This window comes from Asticcacaulis sp. P2_C5 (assembly GCF_056404555.1).
Map to the genome: position 1 here is coordinate 83,616 of NZ_JBFUDU010000004.1, position 20,141 is coordinate 103,756.

Below are 20,141 nucleotides of genomic sequence, written 5' to 3' on the forward strand. Positions count from 1 at the left end.
GCGGGAGTTACTGCATTCTGAATTTGGCTTCGCTGACTTTTTTCTGCGTCTTTCCGACTTTTCGGCGCTTTCCGCGGTGAAAATAGCTGTAATTTCAAAATATTACATGTTGATCTATGGCGCCCACAAGCGGCCTGCGCAACTGCAGGCAGAACGACGGCCGCGGAACGTTCATCGCGATTACGGCCTCGTCGCCGCGCAATGGCCGGCGATAAAGGCTTCGTGCATCGGCATATGGTCGCAGCACGCCGAAATGGTCTCGCGCGTTTCGGCCAGCCAGCGTTTCAACTGATCGTCCGTCATGGCAAAAGCCATCGGATCGGGGGCGCGCGGCCGAAGCCCCTGCCCCCACATCACCGCCAGCCAGCTCGACAGGCCGAATTGCTCGCCCTTCTCTTCGAAGATGCGGCCGCGGCTTTCGAACAGCGCCATGCGTTGGGTCAGGCGATGGGGCACCGCCATCTCGCGGCACCAGGTCCAGAATTCGGAATCCGTCCTCTGATTCAGCTTGTAATGCAGGATGATGAAGTCGCGCACATCCTCATATTCCTTCACCGATTCGCGATTGAAGAAGGCGATGCCCTCTGGATCGAAACCATCGTCCGGGAACAGCACCTGCAGGCGCGCAATGGCGTTCTGGATCAGGAAGATCGAGGTCGATTCCAGCGGTTCGAGAAAGCCGCCCGACAGCCCAATGGCGACACAGTTCTTCACCCAGAAGGACTTGCGGTGACCGGCGGCGAATTTCAACAGCCGCGGTTCAGCCAGGGCTTCCCCGTCCAGGTTCTGCATCAGCACATCGCGCGCTGCGTCTTCGTTGATAAAGCTGCTGGCGAAGACGTAGCCGTTGCCGGTGCGATGCTGTAGCGGTATCCGCCACTGCCAGCCCGCCGCATGGGCAGTCGAACGCGTATAGGGGGCGATCGGACCGGATAATCCTCCGTAGGGCGCGCCCTCCGGCAAGGCCGACCGGCCGTCCGAGCCGTTGCGAGGAGCCTGCGCGGCGCTTGAGCGCGGCAAAGATGTCGGTATTGCCCAGGCGCGATCGCACGGCAGCCAGTGCGACCAGTCGACCCAACCGGCTTTCAACGTCTGCTCGATCAGCAGGCCGCGAAAACCCGAACAGTCGATAAACAGATCGGCCTCGATCCGCGTCCCGTTTTCCAGAGTCACGGCGTCGATAAAGCCGTCGTTGGGGCGTAAGACTACGTCGACAATCTTGCCTTCGATCCGCCGGACGCCATTGGCCTCCGACACCCGCCGCAGATATTGCGCGTACAGGGCCGCATCAAACTGAAAGGCGTAGGCGATGGTGGCCAGCGGCGAATTGGCGCCGGTCGGGCGCATGAAACGGCCACGATGACAGGCCAGGGTCTGGAGATTGTAGTCGCCGAGCGCGCTACCGCCACCGTTCAACTGTTGACGCAGCCACAGGGCGTGGAACGGCAGGCCATTCAGTTCGCGGCCATTCGGCCCGAAGGAGTGATGATAGCTGTTACCGACATGGCCCCAGTTGACGAATTCGATCCCCAGCTTGAACGTGCCCTGAGTAGCCCGCAGCATCTCGTCCTCATCGATGCCCAGCCAGTGATTATATTTGCGGATCGACGGAATGGTCGCTTCGCCGACCCCGACCGTGCCGATATCGTCGGATTCAACCAGGACAATGTCCTCGATATTGCGCCGCATGACCTTGGACATCCAAGCCGCGGTCATCCAGCCGGCCGTGCCGCCGCCGATAATGGCGACGCGTTTAATCGGCGACGGCATGACCGACCCCCGTCTTCAAAAAGCCTGCCAAAAACGCGCCATGATCCGGCATGCGCCCCGCCATGGCCAGCAACGCCGCGCGCACCTGCGCCATCTGTGCGGACAATTGCGCTTCGGGCATGGGCCGCAGCAGCGGGTCGTAATCCTGCGGCAATCCCCCCTGCCCCAGCAGCACGGCCAACCAGCTTTCCGTGCCGAACAGATGCTCCGGGCGCATCGACAGCCTGCCCCTGGCGGCGAACAGCTCGATGATGCGGGCGACCCGATCGGGCACGGCCATGTCACGGCACTGCCGCCAGAAGGCCGTATCATCGCGCCGTCCGACCTTGTAGTGGGCGATCAGGAAATCGCGGACATTCTCGTACTCTTCGTCGGTCTGACGATTGAATTCGGCGATCTCGGCCGGATCGAAACCCTTGTCTGGAAACAGGCTGAGCAGGCGGAACAGGCTGGTCTGGATCAGGTGGATGCTGGTCGATTCCAGCGGTTCCAGGAAACCCGCCGCCAGCCCCAGCGCCAGGCAGTTGCGGTTCCACACCTGCTTGCGTTTGCCGGTGACAAAGCACAACCGGCGGGTTGCGGCCAGGGCCGGTGCGTCCAGTTGCGCCATCAGCCTTGCCTCGGCCGCGTCATCGTCGATATGGGCGCTGCTGTAGACATAGCCGTTGCCGGCGCGATGCTGCAAGGGAATGCGCCATATCCAGCCGGCCTCGGCAGCCGTCGAGCGCGTATAGGGCGGGATCGGTCCGGCTTCGTCTCCGGAGGGCTCGCCCTCCGGCAAGGCCGACTTGCCGCCCGAGCCGTTGCGAGGAGCCTGCGCGGCGCTTGAGCGCGGCAAAGATGACGGCACGGCGATAGCGCGGTCGCACGGCAGCCAGTGGCCCCAGGGTTCGTATCCCGTCTTCAGCGTCGCCTCAATCAGACGGCCGCCGAAGCCACTGCAATCGATAAAGAAATCCCCAGCGACCGTCTCACCCGACTGCAGGATCAGATGCTTGATAAAGCCCGTCTCGACGTTCTGCCTTGCCTCGACAACGCGGCCTTCGATGCGGTCGACGCCGCGCGTCTGTGCATACTCACGCAGATACTGGCCATACAGGGCTGCGTCGAAATGATAGGCGTAGTTCATCGCCACGTCGGCTGGGGCGCCCGGCTGCGGCAGGGCAAACCGGCCGGCATAGCCGGCGACGCTGCTGATATTATAGTCGTCGATATTCGGCACTTCGCCACGCGCACGCGCCAGATGGGCGTGTTTCAGCCACAGACGGGGGAAATGCCCGACCGACGGCCCTCCGCCGTAGGGCGAAAAACCGTGCATATAGCGCTGCCCCAGCTCACCCCAATCGACAAAGGCGATGCCCAGCTTGATGGTGGCCTGACAGCGCTGCATGAACTCCGCCTGGGGCAGGCCCAGCATGCGGTTGAAAGCGTGGATGGTCGGTACGGTGGCCTCACCGACCCCAACGATGCCGATCTCCTCCGATTCGACGACGGTGATCCGCGTCGCCTGGCCGGTCAGCGCCTTGGACAGCAAGGCTGCCGCCATCCAGCCGGCGGTGCCGCCACCCAGAATGACGATACTGTCCAGGCTTTCGCCGGAAATCGCCTGATACATGACTCAATATTCCTGTCCCGCAGCCCTCAAAAAAAGGACCGGGCGCTCTCTGTGAACGCCTTGTGCCGGGTGGTGATACCATCGGCACGCGACGCAATCCAGAGAGCGCCCGGCCAGTGCGGGCCGAGAGAAGAGTTCTCCCACCGGCGCCAAAGGGAATGGCGCCGGTGGGAAATTTTATGCTGGACTCAGTACTTCAGCGTCAGGTCGACGAGTATCCGGCGGCCATAGAAGTCTGTGCGCAGGATCTGGCTGGGGTTGTTGTTTTCATAGGTACGCAGCGGCGTATCCAGCAGGTTGCCGGCCTGCAGGCGCGCCGTGACGTGGTCGTTGACGCGGTAGCTGGCGCTGAAATCCAGCGTCGTTTCCGAGCGTACGCGCGACAGGGCGCCCGACGACCAGGTGTACAGGATGGTGAAGGGCGTGTGGTACTTCATGCCCAGGCGCGCTTCCAGCTTGTCATCGGCGTACCACAGGTCGACTGTCGCCGTCGTCTTGGCAACGCCGTTCATGTCGTACGGATTGCCGGCTGGGGTCGATTCCTTGATATCCGAGCCGACAAAGGCGGCGTTGGAATAGATGCCGAACTTGTCCATGCCCGGGATGAAGTAGAACGGCGTCTGGTAGGTGATTTCGACGCCTTCCAGGACGCCCGACTTGTCGGCATTGACCATCGAGGTGAACTTCACCGGCTTTCCACTGACCATCAGGTCGTAGGTGCCCGCACCGATATAGTTCTCGATATTCTTGTAGTAGGCCGCGACCGCGAACAGGCCATCCTTGTGGAAGTAGTTCTCGTAGGCGACATCCAGCTGCGTCGACTTGTAGGGCTTCAGGTACGGATTGCCCGCCCCGCCGTAATATTGCGGACCGGCGCCGGACAGGTCGACATAGCCGTCAACGCGCATGTCGTTGAGCGGCGGACGCGACAGCGCCTGGGCCAGGCCGACCTTGATATAGGCGCCGTCGCCGATTTCCATACGCGCATTGGCGCTGGGCAGGACCTCGGTATAGTCGTTCGAAGCCGTGGTCAGGCCGCTGCCGTAGCCGGTCAGCGGGCCGGTACTTTCGCTCTTCACGCTCAGCACGCGCACGCCGACATTGCCGTCGGTGGCCAGACCCATGAAGGTCGTTTCATAATTGCCCTGGACATAGGCTTCGGCGACGTCTTCGGTCACTTCGGAGACGAACGGCGTGTTCTTGTAGTCGGGGTTCAGCCTGGCAGCACCCGCCGTGCCATAGACGATCGCCGCCAGTTTGTCGTAGGGGGCATAGACCATGGTCGGGACGCTGAAGTTCTTGTAGGTCCAAGGCTCGAACAGGTTGGCGCTGAGCGCCGCACCGCTGAGCGGGGTGACGGCCGAGGTCAGGGCGCTGCCCGGTTCGGCGTCTTCCTTGCTGCGGCTCGACAGGCGGGCGCCGAATTGCAGCGAGGTCCAGAAACCGTCCGCGAAATGACGCGTCGCATCCAGATTGGCCGTGGTCAGGGTATCGCGCAGATGGCTGACATCGGCGTGGCCATTGGCGGCATAGAGCGTGCCGTTCTGGGCGGCTTCGTACGGGCTGATCTCGGTATAGACCATCGGATGGTCACCGCGATAGTCGAAGCGGTTCTTGCCCGACGCCGCCGACATTTCGACCGCCTGCCACAGGCCGTAGCGTTCCGCCTGGCTGTAGGCCAGGTCGGCAACGACGGTCCAGTCTTCGAACTTCCACTTGCCGTTCACGCCCGTGGCGAACAACTTCATGTCCTGTTGATAGTGGCTGGAATAGGGGTGCGAGGCATTCCACGGCACATTGACCGTCGCCGCGACCAGCGAACCGTTTTCGATCACCGTATTGGTGAACATGCCGCCCGTGCCGTCACCGGCCCAGTTGCCCCAGTCGGAGAACCAGCCGCCATTGCCTTCTTCGTCGATCTTGACCGAATTGGCCAGGACGTCAAAGCGACCTTCGAAGCTGTCGGTCGGCTTCCATTGCAGCGACGATGAGACGCTGTAGCGTGTCGAATCGATGGCCTTTTCCTCGAACGAAGCGCCCCACGGGTTCTGCACCAGCGGGCCGCCCGGCGTTACGGCGCCGGGGGCAGCGTTGTTCCAGCCGCCGCCCATGATGTTTTCATAGCCGTTCTTCTGGTCCTGGGCCGCGAAGCTGACGACCAGGCCCAGTTGCGGGGTCAGCTTGGTGACATAGGCGCCCGAAGCGCGCCAGCCGAGGCCGTCATAGTTGGGCAGGCTGGTGCCGCCATCGTACGAGACCAGGCCGCCACGCAGGGTCAGGGCCGGGCCGCTGTAGTCGAGCGGGCGCAGGGTCTGGATGTCGACCGTGCCGGAGATGCCGCCCGAAACCAGCTTGGCCTGCGACGTCTTGTAGACCTCGACGCCCGACACGGTTTCCGACGGGAAGATTTCCCAGCGCACATTGCGGTCCGGCTCGGACGACGCGACTTCGCGCCCGTTGACCAGGCCCAGCACCATGCGCGGGCCCAGGCCGCGAATGGCCGCCTGGCTGTCATTGCCGCGGTCGCGGGTGGTGTTGAGGCCCGGCAGGCGGGCCAGGGTTTCGGCGATCGTCACATCGGGCAGCACGCCGATATCCTTCGACGAGATGACTTCGACAATGCCGGACTCGGCGCGCTTGGTGGCCAGGGCGTCGCGCATCGACTTGCGCATCCCCTTGACCACGACGACCTGAGACTCCTCGGTGGATTCGGCGCCGGCGCCCTGGCTTTGCGCCGCGGCCGGCTGCGCCATCACGGCAACGGCGATCGCGGCCGATCCCATCAGTACGGCCCGAAAGCCCGAACTTTTGAAACCAGAATTCTTGAATAGTGACCCAAAATTCTTGAATGGTGACATCGTGTTTCCCTGTTTTCTTGTTACCCGGTCGAGGGACAAAAAAGTCCCTTCATGTAACAGATGGTCAGGGCCAAACTTTCCGCCGGAATTATATGACTTATTGTGACGACGGTGCCGACTGTCGCAAATATGACACAGGACAGGCAAAGGGAGCGCTTGCCATTTGTCATATAATTATTTAGTCTGACAATATAATATGCCAGGGAACGCCGCCATGATCACCAAACGCAGCCTGTTCAAGGCCACCGCCGGTCTTGGTGCAGCCGCCGCCCTGCCCGCCATGGCGCAAACCCCTTCCCTCGCCGCCATCGCCACGGGGCCATTCCAACCCAACTGGGCGTCGCTCAAATCGGGTTACCAGGCGCCTGACTGGTTTCGCGACGCCAAGTTCGGTCTGTGGGCCCATTGGAGCGCGCAATGCGTGCCGGAACAGGGCGATTGGTACGCCCGCCAGATGTATATGCAGGGCGGCAGCCAATACGACCACCACGTCAAGACCTACGGCCATCCGGCGGACAACGGTTTCATGGAGATGTATCCGCGCTGGACGGCGCAGGCATGGAACCCCGATGAGTTGCTCGATCTCTACGCTGCCGCCGGCGCGAAATATTTCGTCGCCCTGGCCAACCACCATGACAATTTCGACAGCTACGATTCGAAGTTCCACGACTGGAACAGCGTCCGGGTCGGCCCCAAACGCGACATCATCGGTACGTGGGCCAAGGCGGCCCGTGCCCGCGGCCTGAAGTTCGGCGTTTCCAACCATTCGGCCCACGCCTGGCACTGGTTCCAGACCGCCTATGGCTATGATCCTGCAGGCCCGCGCGCGGCGGAGCGCTACGACGCCTTCCGCCTGACGCGCTATGACGGCCAGGGCAAGTGGTGGGACGGCCTGGATCCGCAAGCCCTGTATGCCGGCGCCGTCATGCCTATGCCCGACGGCATCACCACGACGAAGGACGCCGATGCCTGGCACGAAGCCCACGACCGCGTCTGGGACGAAAACCCGCCCCTGGCCAATCCGGCCTTTGTCCGCCAGTGGTTCTTGCGCTGCAAGGACCTGATCGATTCCTACCAGCCGGACCTGATCTATTTCGATAATTTCGACCTGCCGCTGGGCCAGGCCGGACTCGACATCACCGCGCACTATTACAATGCATCGCTGCAGTGGCACGGCAAGCTCGACGTCGTGGTCAATACCAAGAACCTGCCGGAGGACCGGCGGGCCGCCGTCATCGAGGACGTCGAACGCGGCTTCCGCGCCGATATCGAGCCCCATCCGTGGCAGACCGACACCTGTATCGGTGACTGGCATTACAATCGCCAACGCTTTACCGACAAATCCTATATGACGGCGCAAGCGGTCATTCACCGCCTGTGCGATGTGGTGTCGAAGAACGGCAACCTGCTGCTCAGCATACCGGTGCGCGGCGACGGCACGATCGATGCCGAGGAACGACGCATCGTCGAGCAGATCGGATCGTGGACGCAAGTCTATGGCGAGGCCATCTACGGCACGCGGCCGTGGAAGATCGCCGGCGAAGGCCCCACCCAGGTCGCCTCCGGCCAGTTCGGAGAAGGCCAGATGAAGCCCTTCACTGCCGACGATATCCGTTTCACCACCAAGGGGGACGCGCTGTATGCCATGACCCTGGGCCATCCGGCGGATACGGTCACCATCACCGCCCTGCCCCGCAAATCTGCGCATGTGCATCGCGTCACGGCCGTCGGCGGCCCGGCGCTGGCCTTCAAGCAGGACGCCAAGGGGCTGCACATACAGATTCCCGCCGGCCTCAGCCACGATTTCGGTATTGCCGTGAAGATCGAGGGCAAGGGCCTTAATATTGGGACCTGAATATCGCGGCTGATGGCCTGATCATGACAGGATTTGTAAATAGGCCAGCCCTGCGCAACGCGGTAAGACCTTGGCTATCCTGTCCTTTTTCGAGGTCCGCCATGTTCCGTTTTGCCGCTGTCGCCCTGATCCTCCTGCTGTCGCCGGGCGCCGTCATGGCCCAGACGGCGCCAACACAGACGGCGCCTGTCAAGTCAGCCTACAACGTCGCCATCGAGAAGGCGCAGCTTTACGACAAGCTGGGCGATTCCATGCTGACGGGCATGTCCGCCATGGTCGACACCGGCAGCACTGCGGCGGAGATCTGCCCCTATCTGACCAGCGCCATCGACGACTGGAAGAAGGCGGCGACCTTCTACGACATAGCGCAGGCAGCGGCCGCCGATCCCACCGACACCGACCGCATGAACGCCACGGCGCTGAAGGACGCCAGCGCCTTCTCGCTGCAAAAGGCCGAACGCGGCGAGGGCATTTTCAAAGAGAACTGCAAAGCGTAAGCTATCACGGGCAGTCGCACAGGTATTACATTGGCCTTGCTCAGGATCGAAATTGGCTATAGTCATGGCGGCCAGTTCAGGAGCAATACCCAGGAGCCACACCATGAGCGCGCGCACGATCTTTTCCGTCCTTGGCCTGATGACCATCTGGCTGGGGCTTCCGGCGGTTGCGGTCAGCGAACCCGTGGTGGCCGCCTACTATTTCCCAAACGGCGACGGGCGCGAAGCCTTGCTGCGCCCTTCGACCCAAAAACTCACCCATCTTGTCTACGCCTTCGTTACCGTCTGCGGCGACAATGCCGCCTTCAGCGCGGAGGACAAGGCGACGCGCGCCCAGATCTGCGCCGGTACAGCGGACTATGGGCTAGCCTTGCCGGACACCGAGGCGACGCGGGCCAACCTGGCGGCGATCGCCGAGCTGAAGCAGCGCAATCCGCACCTCAAGGTTATCGCGTCCGCCGGCGGGTGGGGTATGCCGTTGTTCCCCGCGGTGGTCGCCGACCCGGCGCACCGCAAGGCCTTTACCGATTCGGCCGTCGCTTTTCTGACGCGTTATCCGGTCTTCGACGGCCTGGACATCGACTGGGAATATCCGGGCGGCGGCGACAACGCCCGAGCGCCACTTGACGATGCGGCCAGGCTGCAGGAGGCGGCGGATCACCGCGCCATGATCGAGGGTCTGCGCGGGGCCTTCGATGCCCTGCAGGCCCGGGACGGCCGCGCGCGGCTGCTGACCACCGCCGTTGCCGGTTATTCGCGTTCGGTTGCCGGCATCGACTGGCAGGGCGTCGAGGACGACTTCAACCTCGTCTTCGTCATGACCTACGACTTTACACCGGAAAAAGCGTTCCAACGTATCGGTGACTATTCCGGCGGGGGCGGTTGGCCCGGTCACCATACCAATCTGCTCGCCAGCCCGGCGACCGACGGCTATGGCGCCGACGCAATGATCAACAACCTGGCCGCGGCCGGTATCCCCAAGGCCAAGATGGTGCTTGGTGCGGGTTTCTATGCCCGCGAATGGACCAAGGCCCGCTTCGAACCCGGTCGCTTCCCGGCCAGCGCCGCGGGCGGAGACTTCGTCGGCGCATCGTCCTGGAAGAAGGTCCGGGCGCGCGCACTTGAAACCCAGGGCTGGACCGCGGGCTATGACGAAGCGGCCGAGGCAGCCTATATGTATGACGCGAAGAGCGGCGGTTTCCTGTCACTCGACACGCCGCGCAGCATCGCGGCCAAGGGCCTCTACGCCCGGCACGAAGGCCTGGCCGGCCTGTTCGCCTGGGAGCTGACGGAGGACGACGGCACCCTGGTCGAGGCCATGGCCGCCGCGACGGCTGGAAATTAAGCCTTTCACGCCCTGCCCCTGCCAATACTGCCACTTATGGAAAATACTTTCATATATGGCAGAAATGGTCTAGAAAGTTCAGCCGGCAGGGCGCGAACAGCCGCGTGCCGTACGCAAGAACTTACCGACCGAAAAGGCCGGAGGAGGAAATCATGTCGGGCCGCTTCCAAGGTGTCGTAACCGTCGTGGCCCTGGTGCTGATGGCCTTCATGGCGCCGACAGCGCCGGCCGCGGCCACGCACGGCCGGACTCGCGAGAATTTCAATGCTGGCTGGCGTTTCCGGCTCGGCGGCAGCGACGGCGCCGAAAAGCCCGCCTTCGACGATCGGGCCTGGGAGCCGGTCGGCCTGCCGCACAGTTTCAGCATGCCCTACTTCCGGGCGCCAGCCTTCTACACCGGCGACGGATGGTACCGTAAAACCTTCGTCCTGCCGTCCGTGCCCGCCGGCCGTCGTTATGCCCTGGAATTCGAAGGCGCGTTCCAGGACGCCCATGTTTACGTCAACGGCGTCGAACTGGCCCATCACCGCGGCGGCTATACCGGCTTCCCCGTCGACATCACTCCGGCGATCCACCCGGGCAGCAACCTCGTCGCCGTCAGGGTCAATAACGACTGGGACCCGACCCTGGCGCCGCGCGCCGGCGAACACGTCTTCAGCGGCGGCCTGTACCGCGACGTCTGGCTGGTCGCGACCGACGCGGTCCATGTGCCCTGGACGGGCACGCGCGTCACCACGCCACAGCTGTCGGGGGCGTCGGGCGGCCGGGTGGCGGTCGACACCGAGGTCCTCAACAGCGAGGCGAAGCCGGTCGAGGTTACGGTCGACACCCGTATTGTCGATGACCGCGGAAAGACGGTTGCTGTGCTGCCCGAGGCCAGGCTTTCGCTGGCGGCCGGCGAGATGAAGATCGCCGGCCAGCTTTCGGCGCTCGTGACCAAACCGCGCCTGTGGTCGCCGGAAACGCCCGTGCTCTATCATGCCGTGACGCGGCTGCGCGTCGACGGCCGGGAGCGCGACCGGTTCGAGACCGAGTTCGGGTTCCGCTGGATAGAATGGAAGGCGGACCAGGGCTTCTTCCTCAACGGCCAACATCGCTACTTCCGCGGCGCCAATGTCCACCAGGACCAGGCGGGGTGGGGCGACGCCGTGACCAATGGCGCCATCGAGCGTGATGTCCGCCTGATCAAGGACGCCGGCTTCGACTTCATTCGCGGCTCCCATTACCCGCACGATCCCTATTTCGCCGAGGCGACCGACCACCTCGGCGTCCTGTTCCTGTCGGAAGCGCCGTTCTGGGGCACCGCATCGTTCAAGAACCCCTGGGGCGCGTCGGCCTATCCGACAGACCCTGCCCAGCGCCCGGCCTTCGACGCCGGCGTCAAGCAGCAACTGGCCGAAATGATCCGCATCAACCGCAACCATCCCTCGATCGTCGCCTGGGGCATGGACAACGAGGTCTTCTTTTCCGAAAAGGAGACCATGCCCGAAGTGCGGCGCCTGCTGACGGAGATGGTCACCCTGTCGCATGACCTCGACCCAACCCGTCCAGCCGCCATCGACGGCGCCCAGCGCGGCGAGATCGACAAGCTGGGCGATATCGTCGGCTACAATGGCGACGGCGCCAGCCTGTTCCCCAACCCAGGCATCCCCAACTTCGTCGCCGAATACGGCGTCACCATGGCCGATCGCCCAGGCGCCTACGCACCGGGCTGGGACGACCTGCCGAACACACCGGGCGCCGACAAGACAAAGGAGGGCTCGTGGCGGCTGCCGTGGCGCTCGGGCGAAGTCATCTGGGCCGGATTCGACCACGGTTCGATCGCAGGAAAGCGTTTCGGCGGCATGGGAATGATCGACTATTTCCGCCTGCCCAAGCGGCAATACTACTGGTACCGCAATGCCTATGCCCACCTGCCCCCGCCGGCCTGGGCGGTCGACGGCACCCCGGCCGCGCTGCATATAACCACCAGCGCGCCCGTCATCCGCCGCGCCGACGGCACGGACGACGTCCAGGTGATCATCAGCGTCGTCGATGCTGATGGCCGGCGCGTCACAGCCAGTCCGCCCGTCCGCCTGGCCATCGAATCCGGCCCCGGCGAACTGCCGACCGGCCGCACCCTAGATTTTTCGCCTGACACCGATATCGTCATACGCGACGGTGAAGCCGCCATCGCCATGCGCAGCTGGCAGTCGGGCGTCACCCGCCTGCGCGCCACCTCGCCGGGCCTGGCCGATGCGGTGGCGGAAGTCCGCACCCAGGACGGCCCGCCCTTCGAGCCGGGCATAACGCCCCTGGTCGCCGACCGGCCCTATGTCCCCTACGCGCGCCCGCTGCTTGACCGTCCGGGCGACACCGTCTTCGGGCTCAGCAATCCGACCTTCTCCAGTTCCAATGCCCCGGACCACAGCTCCCGCCTGGTCAATGACGGTAATCCTGCCACCTGGTGGGCTCCGGCCGCCGGTGACATGGTGATGAGCGTCACCGTCGACATGGAGCGCCTGGTCGAGGTCCATCGCCTGACCCTCACCTTCCCCCAGGCGGGGCCCTATGGCTTCGTCGCCGAGGTCCAGGACAGCCAGGGCAACTGGCAGAAACTGGCGGAACAGATCGAAGGACAGGACACCACCCAGGTCCGCGTGATCGAGACCGAGGCGCGGCAGGGGCGAAATGTGCGCATCAGGCTGCGTGTGCCGTCAGGACATATCGCCGGCCTGTCGGAGATCCAGATCACCGGCGCCCTCAGCGCGGAGTGATATCCGGCCTAGATGCCGCGTTGCGCTTTGCCGGCAAGTCCCCAAAGGACCGCGACGATCTGACGTCGTGTATCGTGGCCTTTGGACTGGTGTCGGATAGGCCGAATTCGGGGCAGTCCACCAAGCACTATTCCCCAACATTTAAGAAGCACGGGCTGATCCTCGGTTCCACCTCGCGGCCCTGATCTGGAGGCTAGGTTTACGACCTTGGAGAAGGCGGCACGATGAGAATTCTACACGGTCGCCTGACCAAGTCGCAGGTCAAGAAACAGTCTGTGGCCTAGTCACAACGAGTATGTATCAAGAGATCGCTCTCTGGTGTTAAGCATCAAGTTTGACATTGCCCTCTTGGCCACTGACCTTGCTGGATACGGGCTTCACGTCCGAAAAATTCGGGGAACAGGATTGATCTGCACTTTTTAAGGGATGAGCCCGCCAAATTTACCAGAGGTTGATTAAGTTCGAAAGTTTGCTACGCTGACCGAGGATTATTTCCTTCGCGGGGGCGAACATGCGTGGACTGGCCTGTCTTTCGACAATTACACTTGCAATATGCCTGTCCGGCTGCGCCACGCCGTTCGGCCAGAAGGCCCATTACGACTTCGGCGTCGCGAACGCGCCCGGCACGATCACCCTGTCCGATCCCAAGCTCTACAGCCGGGAAATGTTGATCGATGAGCGCAACAAGGAGGTTATCTGGCTGGACAGCCTGATCACCGAAAGCCAGGACAGGACAAAGATCACATTCCAGCCGGAGATCGTGCGCGAGGTCGAGCAGGTCACCGCCATGTCGGCTGCGCTGGGATTGAAGTTCGACCCGGCGTCGGCCGTTACCTATCGCCGCAGCCAGGCGACGGATGATCTCCAGCAGGAAATCGACGTCATGAAGCTGCAGCTTCAGTTGGACCAGCTCAAGCACGACGCCGAACTTGTCCGGCAAAAGATCGCCACCCAGACCGAACCGGCCAATACTGGGCTCGGCCTGTCGTCCGGCGCGGCGTCGTCTTCGGCGGCGCCGGAAGGTACGGTCACCTCGGTCGACCAACTTATGACGGCGATCACCAAACTGAACACGGACGTTGCCAAGCTGTTGACCACAAATTATGCGGGTCCTACGGCCACAACGATCACGGCGTCTCCCCTGGACGATTTTCGCGACCGCACCGCCTATCGCAACGTCCTAAAGGCCGCGCGCAATGCCGCCAGCCTCGATGAGTTGCACGACGCCGGCAACGGACGGCTGATCCGGCTCAACTTCCAGGCCACCGCCGTTCCGACTGAGTCCTATCAGCGCTCGCTTGGCGCTATTCAGGTCAAGGTGGTGCCACCGTCCGACCCCACGCTGTCTGATAAATTTCTCTATGACTGGTTGCGAGCCGTTAATCTTGACCCGGCCTATCACAATTCCGACGGCAGTGTAAAAGCGGATAGCGACCTGCAGGCGCTTGTTGACACCGGTGATTTCGAAGTCATCTCGATCAGAACGGCTCCCACGTCGGTCTCGATTGTCCTTCCCGCGCTGATCGAGTCGTCCGGTGCCCGGCTAAGTCCAGTTGCCCTCTATCGTCGATCGCAGTGGGAAGCGGATGACAACGTCGATACTCGAAATTTCGGCAGTGCGGCGTCACGCCTGTCCAATGCTGATAAAGCCACGATTGATGGCAAGCTGTGCACCTTAGGCAGCCCGGAAGCCCTGTTGGCCGAACGATCCATGTACCTGGCCAACGATCGCAAACAGTCCTACGACTTTGTCCGGATCGTCAACGCCGTGGCCGAAGCCAGGGGGCTTGGGCAGCCCTACCCCAAGGCCAAAGAACAGCAGGACCGCTATGCGGGACTCAAATCGAATATCGCCGCGCGCGTTGGCGACTGCGCAGTGATGTACCAGAATCTCACCGACAACGCCCCTCGCTATTCCTGGCAAATCCTGCAGGATGACGCCTTTGGCCCGGGCAGCGACCAAATAAGAATCTACGACGTCGGCCCTGAGGAGCAGGTACAGGAGATTTCGACGAACGCGCGCGCAGCAAACAGCCTGGCGTTGGCGGCCTCGATCGCCGCCTCTGCGCCGCAGTCGGGCGTGGCCGGCAACGCTGCCATGGGCTATACGCGCGAGGCGGCCGGGCGGGCCTCCGTTCTCGAACGCGTACCTTCCGTCGTGGGTTATTCGGTTGGGGGGAACAATACCTTTGGGTGGGTGATCGGCCCGCGGGCGGCGCTCGATCCCGCCGGCAAGCTGGAAATGGCGCAGTATCTCAAGCCCTATGACGTGTCGGTCGATCTATCTGTGCCGGGCTGGTGGCCCGGGATGTCGCTCGACGTGGTGTCAAGTTGGGCGCCGTCGCCGGAAGCGCTGGCCCGAGGCGCCTTGCCTCAGGCGGCCACCCAGCATATTCCGGTGCCCCTGACCCGAGACCGGACCGCCAACCTGGCCTTCACCCTTTACCTTCTCGACCACCTGGGCCGGAGTGTCGAAATAGATAATATTTCAGGCCCCCCCATGTCAGCCTGCGCCCCGGCGACCATGCTGATCAAGGGGCGAAACATTTGGCGAACCGAGAAGATTCTCGTCCTGGGTCAGCTTTTGGACCGCAAGAACATCTCCATCATGCCGGACATGACGGGCGTCATCGTCACCGTGCCGGCGGTCCAGCCCGTACCCGGCCAGACGATGGATTCTAAGCTCTATGTCATGACGCCGTTTGGCACGAAAGAGTCGACGTCATACCCCTACATAGCGACGCCGTCCGGTGACGGCTGCAAGCCCGCCAAGCCAGAAGCCGTCGCCCCGGACCCCAAGGCCGTCTCCATCGCCTCCCCGGTGCCCGACGAAGTCAACGTGCCGGCCACCTTCACCATCACTTTGACCGGCAAGAACCTCAGCCGCGTCCATCATGTCACTTTATACGGACAACCGGGCGCGATCACGGCTCAGCCGGCCGATGGCCTGTCCCTGAACGTCAAATTCGACAAGGACGATACTGCCGCCATACCGACATCCAACACCGCCACGCTCGTACTGCTGGACAGCGCCAGCAAACAAATGGCGACGACCGTCGTCCGAATTCATAATACGGGAGGCAACTGATGGGACTGATCATTCAACAGGGGCAGGCCAGTGACCTCGGCATTCCCTTCTGGGAGATTGTCGACGCTGCCGGCAACCGGATGACCGAGTTCGATCATCGAGCGTTCGATCACATTTTCGCCGGCGCCTTCGTCTACTTCGTCGATCTCGACCTCGATCCACGGTTTTGCGAAAACGTCCAATCCCGCAACGACGTCGACAACCGGTTTGGCCTCGCCCTGCCCGTCAACGGCTGCACGCCGGATGCGGAAATTCGCCTGCGGCTGTACATTATGGCCGCCTTGCTCCAGTCGCTTCAGTACAACGGCCAAGACCGCAGTAACTATCTGGCGCGTCTGGACGCCGTATTGATCAGCGTCAAGGCCGCGGCCGAAAACGCGCCGAACGGCAGATTGACGATCAATGTCCTCAAGAGCCAGGAGATCGTGGAATAGACGCCCCGGTCACCCGGACTCTTTCCCTGGATATGGTGCAGAACGGATATACCTCAGCGCTTTGGATCGTATAAAAAGGTCAGGTGATGCAAACTCTCGGAAATTTTGCACCTCTGTTCGGCCCGGGAAGCCCTTACTTGAGGCTATTGCATGTGGAGAAACCACCCAATGACCTGCTTAAGTCGGCCATTGTCGATTCCGGCGACCAATTGACCGAAGAAATTGGTGCTTTGCTCGCCTATGAAAATTGGCGGCCGCAACTGGTTGGCATCAGCGCCATGTTGATGGCCAAAGACACTGCAAGCCTGCCTGCCTTATGGATGGCGATCGATCGCCCCTCCTGGGTTTCGCCGCAATTGGCGGCGGCGGCATCTCTTCTGGATCCGGCATTCGAAACCAGCGCGAGGCTGCGTCTCGAGCGCCATTGCCGTCTCGACATCAACCCTGAGCGCAACGAATGGACGCCGGAGCGACACGTAGCCCTGGGTCCGAATTCGTGGTTTGGCCATTCAGCCAAGCTTATGACGTCGCTTCTGGCTCTGTACGGTCATATGTTTCCCGACAGGCTATGGCTTCAACAGCTGGCCCAGGAACCTGACGTCGTTGAAGTGTGCGCATCAGATGCTGATGACGGAGGCGTCATAGCCCTGGAATGGCGCGAAAGTGCTCAAGCCCATCTGATAAACAGTTAGAGCCCATGTGACTGGCCTGCTCCAGCCGCTCTCTCCCCTTTCCTCGCCCACGCACATTTTGCGTGAGCGAACATTTTTTGGTTCCGTTTCAGGAATCGCGTGCTAAGGCTTTGGCTTCCATTGTCTCCAAGCCCGGGTACTGCTTTCGCCATGACGGACGATCAGATAAGCGTTGATCTGATGGACTACGCCACCCTGACCCAGAACGCCCTGCGTGGTGTCATCCGTCAGGGCCTGCAACGTGCCGCTTCCCCGGCCGGCCTGCCGGGCGAACACCATTTCTACATCACCTTCCTGACCCGCGCCCCTGGCGTGGCGATCCCCGACGACCTGCTGGCGCGCTACCCGTTCGACATGACCATCGTCCTGCACCACCAGTATCGCGATCTTCGGGTGACCGACGATTTCTTCCGCGTCACCCTGATGTTCGGCGGCGCGCCCAAGATCCTGACCATACCCTATGCCGCCATCTCGCGATTCACCGACCCGTTCGCCCAGTTCATGCTGGAGTTCGAGGTCGACGATCCGGCGGCCCTGACCCAGGATCTCGACACGGACGACGTCACAGTGATCGACGACGAAACAGTGTTTGCCACCCTGGCCAAGCCCGCTTCCGACGACGACGCATCCGCCAATCCCGAGGCCGCCAAGCCGGACGCCCCGAAGATTGTTTCGCTGGACCAGTTCCGCAAGAAATAGCCGCGATTCGTCCTGTAAAATATTGCGGTGCACGATGCGAAAAAGCGCGTACGCGACGCCTCAGAATCGCCTAAGCTTGGGGCTATCGGGTATCTGAGCGTAGCAGGAATACATCTAAGATGAATTGGCGGTCTATCACAGCGGGCGGCAGGGCTTTCGGCCTGAAAGCCGCAACGGCCATCGGGCTCGCCGCCCTGTTCGCCCTCTCCGCCAGCCAGGCCATCCCCCAGGACACACCCGCGACGCCACCGGCCGCAACGCCCGAGGCCGCGTCCACCCTTGCCCCGGTCCTGAAACCCTATGTGCCGTCGTCAGTTTCGACTTCTGGAGCCTCAAGCTCCGGCGCGTCGAGCAGTTCCACCTCCACACCCAAACCGCGCCCGAAGCCGGCCAGACCTGTAACGACGCCGGCCGGGACGACAGCAGGTGCAACACCCGGCACGCCCACGCCCGGCACGTCTTCACCGGCCGGCTATATGCAGCCGGTGTCGGCCAATACCGCGCCGCGTCCGCCGGCTGTCGTCGTGCCGGCGCCGGTTGCGACGACGCAGGCCCCCGCCCCGGCGGCCGATCATCCGGCCAATGTGCCGATCAGCGCCGACGACATCGAAACCTTCACCGATTCGGTTGTCCGCACCCTGATGCAGCGCGACCACGTCCTGGGCGCCACGGTCGCCGTCGTCCAGGGCAATACGCCCCTGCTGGTCAAGGGCTACGGCTATGACCGCCTGTCGCCGGCCCGCCGCGTCGACCCCAATGCCAGCATGTTCCGTGTCGGTTCGGTAACCAAGACCTTCACCTGGATCGTGGCGCGCCAGGAGATCGAGGCCGGCCGCATCCAGCTCGATACGCCGATCGGCGACTATGTCCCGGGCGATATCTTTACCGAGGACGGCCGCTACAAGCCGCTGACCCTGCGCGCCCTGATGGACCACACGGCCGGCTTCGAGGATACCAGCCTGGGCCACCTGTTCCAGCTCAACGGCACGCGTATCGCCAGCCCGGACAGTTATTTCCGCCGCCACAAGCCGCGGCGGGTGCGCGAACCGGGCCAGTTTTCGACCTATTCCAATTTCGGCGCCGCCCTGGCCGCCACGGCACTCAGCCAGACTGCCAAGGCGAAGGACGTGCCGTCCCTTATGGAAGCGCGCATCTTCCAGCCGCTGGGCATGGACCATACGACGCTGCGCGAACCCTATGCCGCCAGCACCAGCCCCGTCGACACCCTGCCCGTCGCCTTGTCCGCCAACCTGACGCGCGACCTGTCCGATGGCTTTATCTGGGACGGCGCAACCTATAAGGCGCAGCCGTTCGATCATGCCATTCCCATGTCCGGCGCGCTGGGCGGTACATCGACGGCCAAGGACATGGCGCGTTTGATGTCGGTCATGCTGGCCAATGGCCAGGCCGATGGTATTCAGCTCTATAATTCGGCCTCCGCCGCCGCCTTCCGTACGCCGATGCTGAAGGAACCCGAAGGCTATAATGGCTGGGCATCCGGCCTGATGATCCGTACCTCACCGTCGGGCTTCGTCACCTATGGTCACGGCGGTTCGACCCTGTGGTTCAATTCCAACCTGATCATCGTGCCGGAAATGAACCTGGGCATCTTCATCAGCACCAATACCCAGACGGGCAGCGCCCTGGCCGACAGCTTCCCCAACCTGTTGCTCGACCACCTCGAAGGCGACCTGGTCCGCGCGCCGCTCATGCCGACGCCCAACCAGGCCTATGCCGAGCACAAGGCCTATTACCAGTCGCTGAAGGGACGCTATGTCTCGACGCGGCGCGCCTATGGCGGTCTGGAAGGCGCCATTACCCGCCTGATCAACACGGTCGAGGTCGGTGTCGACGCCGACGGCCGGCTGATCCTGACGACCCAGGACGGCATCTCGGCCTTTGTTCCGGCCTCCGCCCAGGGCTTCTTCAACCCGCAGGACAGCGAAGACCCCGGCCCCGCCGGCGCCACCGGCGGGCTGCATTTCGTGACCGACAGCCATGGCCACCTGGCCTTCGAGACCGCGTCCAACCTGATGCGCTATGAACGCGTCGACTGGTTCCATGCCCCGGGCACGCTTGGTTTCCTGACCACGCTTATGATCGGCACCTGTATCCTGGTGTGGATATCGCTGGCCCGCAGCAGCACCCGTCATGAGCGCCCCACCGAAGAACAGGCCCGCGCCACCCTGGTCTCGGCCGGCCTCGCCCTGCTGTGGCTGGCCGCCATCTTCACCTTCAACCAGTGGCAGACGCAGTTGAGCGACGACCCTGGAGCGTTATTCACCCATTGGCCCAGTGGCCAGGTACAACTGGCGTCGTGGCTGGCCCTGGTGGCGACGCTCGGCACCCTGTTCCAGGTTGGCACCTTCTATTTCGTGGCCAGCGACGATCGCAGCTTCTCGACCAGCGACGGCTGGCCGCAGTGGCAGAAGATCGCCCATGGTCTGATGCTGGCCTACTGGCTGTTCTATATTGTCGCCATCGGTTTATGGGGCGCTTTGGAACCATGGTCTTGGTGATCATCGAAAGCTG

12 protein-coding genes are annotated in these 20,141 nt (G+C 62.9%); 9 read left to right on the forward strand and 3 right to left on the reverse strand.

The features are described 5' to 3' along the window. Positions 1 to 180: 180 nt before the first annotated feature. The 3 genes from AC1DXO_RS08500 to AC1DXO_RS08510 all read right to left on the reverse strand — a co-directional run bounded on the left by AC1DXO_RS08500 (position 181) and on the right by AC1DXO_RS08510 (position 6,168). Positions 181 to 1,770: a tryptophan halogenase family protein gene (locus AC1DXO_RS08500; RefSeq protein WP_476977692.1), complete on the reverse strand. Its 1,590-nt coding sequence runs from the start codon at positions 1,768 to 1,770 to the stop codon at positions 181 to 183. Continuing rightward, positions 1,754 to 3,385, reverse strand: coding sequence for a tryptophan halogenase family protein (locus AC1DXO_RS08505; protein ID WP_476977693.1), 1,632 nt, complete (start codon positions 3,383 to 3,385; stop codon positions 1,754 to 1,756). Before AC1DXO_RS08505 ends, AC1DXO_RS08500 begins: the two co-directional genes overlap by 17 nt. Positions 3,386 to 3,573: 188 nt before the next feature. After that, the gene (locus tag AC1DXO_RS08510) at positions 3,574 to 6,168 is read right to left on the reverse strand and encodes a TonB-dependent receptor (RefSeq protein WP_476977694.1); all 2,595 of its coding nucleotides are present in this window, start codon (positions 6,166 to 6,168) and stop codon (positions 3,574 to 3,576) included. Positions 6,169 to 6,457: 289 nt separating this feature from the next. On the opposite strand from AC1DXO_RS08510, the gene AC1DXO_RS08515 reads away from it, so the two are divergent. The 9 genes from AC1DXO_RS08515 (at position 6,458) to AC1DXO_RS08555 (ending at position 20,128) form a co-directional block, all read left to right on the forward strand. Then, positions 6,458 to 8,098: an alpha-L-fucosidase gene (locus tag AC1DXO_RS08515; RefSeq protein WP_476977695.1), complete on the forward strand. Its 1,641-nt coding sequence runs from the start codon at positions 6,458 to 6,460 to the stop codon at positions 8,096 to 8,098. Between the two features lie 101 nt (positions 8,099 to 8,199). Continuing rightward, entirely contained in the window at positions 8,200 to 8,595 is a 396-nt protein-coding gene (locus AC1DXO_RS08520; RefSeq protein ID WP_476977696.1) for a hypothetical protein, read from the forward strand. A 103-nt stretch (positions 8,596 to 8,698) separates the two neighbouring features. After that, positions 8,699 to 9,940: a glycoside hydrolase family 18 protein gene (locus tag AC1DXO_RS08525; RefSeq protein ID WP_476977697.1), complete on the forward strand. Its 1,242-nt coding sequence runs from the start codon at positions 8,699 to 8,701 to the stop codon at positions 9,938 to 9,940. A gap of 152 nt (positions 9,941 to 10,092) precedes the next feature. After that, positions 10,093 to 12,696, forward strand: coding sequence for a glycoside hydrolase family 2 protein (locus tag AC1DXO_RS08530; RefSeq protein WP_476977698.1), 2,604 nt, complete (start codon positions 10,093 to 10,095; stop codon positions 12,694 to 12,696). Positions 12,697 to 13,207: 511 nt separating this feature from the next. After that, complete coding sequence (locus AC1DXO_RS08535; RefSeq protein ID WP_476977699.1) at positions 13,208 to 15,784, forward strand: hypothetical protein; 2,577 nt, start codon at positions 13,208 to 13,210, stop codon at positions 15,782 to 15,784. Next, a complete protein-coding gene (locus AC1DXO_RS08540; RefSeq protein WP_476977700.1) occupies positions 15,784 to 16,218 on the forward strand; it encodes a hypothetical protein in 435 nt (144 codons plus the stop codon). Before AC1DXO_RS08535 ends, AC1DXO_RS08540 begins: the two co-directional genes overlap by 1 nt. 152 nt (positions 16,219 to 16,370) lie before the next feature. Continuing rightward, on the forward strand, positions 16,371 to 16,910 hold the full coding sequence (locus AC1DXO_RS08545) for a hypothetical protein (RefSeq protein ID WP_476977701.1): 540 nt from the start codon (positions 16,371 to 16,373) through the stop codon (positions 16,908 to 16,910). Positions 16,911 to 17,060: 150 nt separating this feature from the next. After that, the gene (locus AC1DXO_RS08550) at positions 17,061 to 17,609 is read left to right on the forward strand and encodes an SspB family protein (RefSeq protein ID WP_476977702.1); all 549 of its coding nucleotides are present in this window, start codon (positions 17,061 to 17,063) and stop codon (positions 17,607 to 17,609) included. A 119-nt stretch (positions 17,610 to 17,728) separates the two neighbouring features. Further along, on the forward strand, positions 17,729 to 20,128 hold the full coding sequence (locus tag AC1DXO_RS08555; RefSeq protein ID WP_476977703.1) for a serine hydrolase domain-containing protein: 2,400 nt from the start codon (positions 17,729 to 17,731) through the stop codon (positions 20,126 to 20,128). Positions 20,129 to 20,141 lie beyond the last annotated feature (13 nt).

Coding starts and splice junctions, on each gene's coding strand:
- AC1DXO_RS08500 (WP_476977692.1), bottom strand. CDS start 1,770: ATGCCGTCGCCGATTAAACGCGTCGCCATTATCGGCGGCGGCACGGCC.
- AC1DXO_RS08505 (WP_476977693.1), bottom strand. CDS start 3,385: ATGTATCAGGCGATTTCCGGCGAAAGCCTGGACAGTATCGTCATTCTG.
- AC1DXO_RS08510 (WP_476977694.1), bottom strand. CDS start 6,168: ATGGGATCGGCCGCGATCGCCGTTGCCGTGATGGCGCAGCCGGCCGCG.
- AC1DXO_RS08515 (WP_476977695.1), top strand. CDS start 6,458: ATGATCACCAAACGCAGCCTGTTCAAGGCCACCGCCGGTCTTGGTGCA.
- AC1DXO_RS08520 (WP_476977696.1), top strand. CDS start 8,200: ATGTTCCGTTTTGCCGCTGTCGCCCTGATCCTCCTGCTGTCGCCGGGC.
- AC1DXO_RS08525 (WP_476977697.1), top strand. CDS start 8,699: ATGAGCGCGCGCACGATCTTTTCCGTCCTTGGCCTGATGACCATCTGG.
- AC1DXO_RS08530 (WP_476977698.1), top strand. CDS start 10,093: ATGTCGGGCCGCTTCCAAGGTGTCGTAACCGTCGTGGCCCTGGTGCTG.
- AC1DXO_RS08535 (WP_476977699.1), top strand. CDS start 13,208: ATGCGTGGACTGGCCTGTCTTTCGACAATTACACTTGCAATATGCCTG.
- AC1DXO_RS08540 (WP_476977700.1), top strand. CDS start 15,784: ATGGGACTGATCATTCAACAGGGGCAGGCCAGTGACCTCGGCATTCCC.
- AC1DXO_RS08550 (WP_476977702.1), top strand. CDS start 17,061: ATGACGGACGATCAGATAAGCGTTGATCTGATGGACTACGCCACCCTG.
- AC1DXO_RS08555 (WP_476977703.1), top strand. CDS start 17,729: ATGAATTGGCGGTCTATCACAGCGGGCGGCAGGGCTTTCGGCCTGAAA.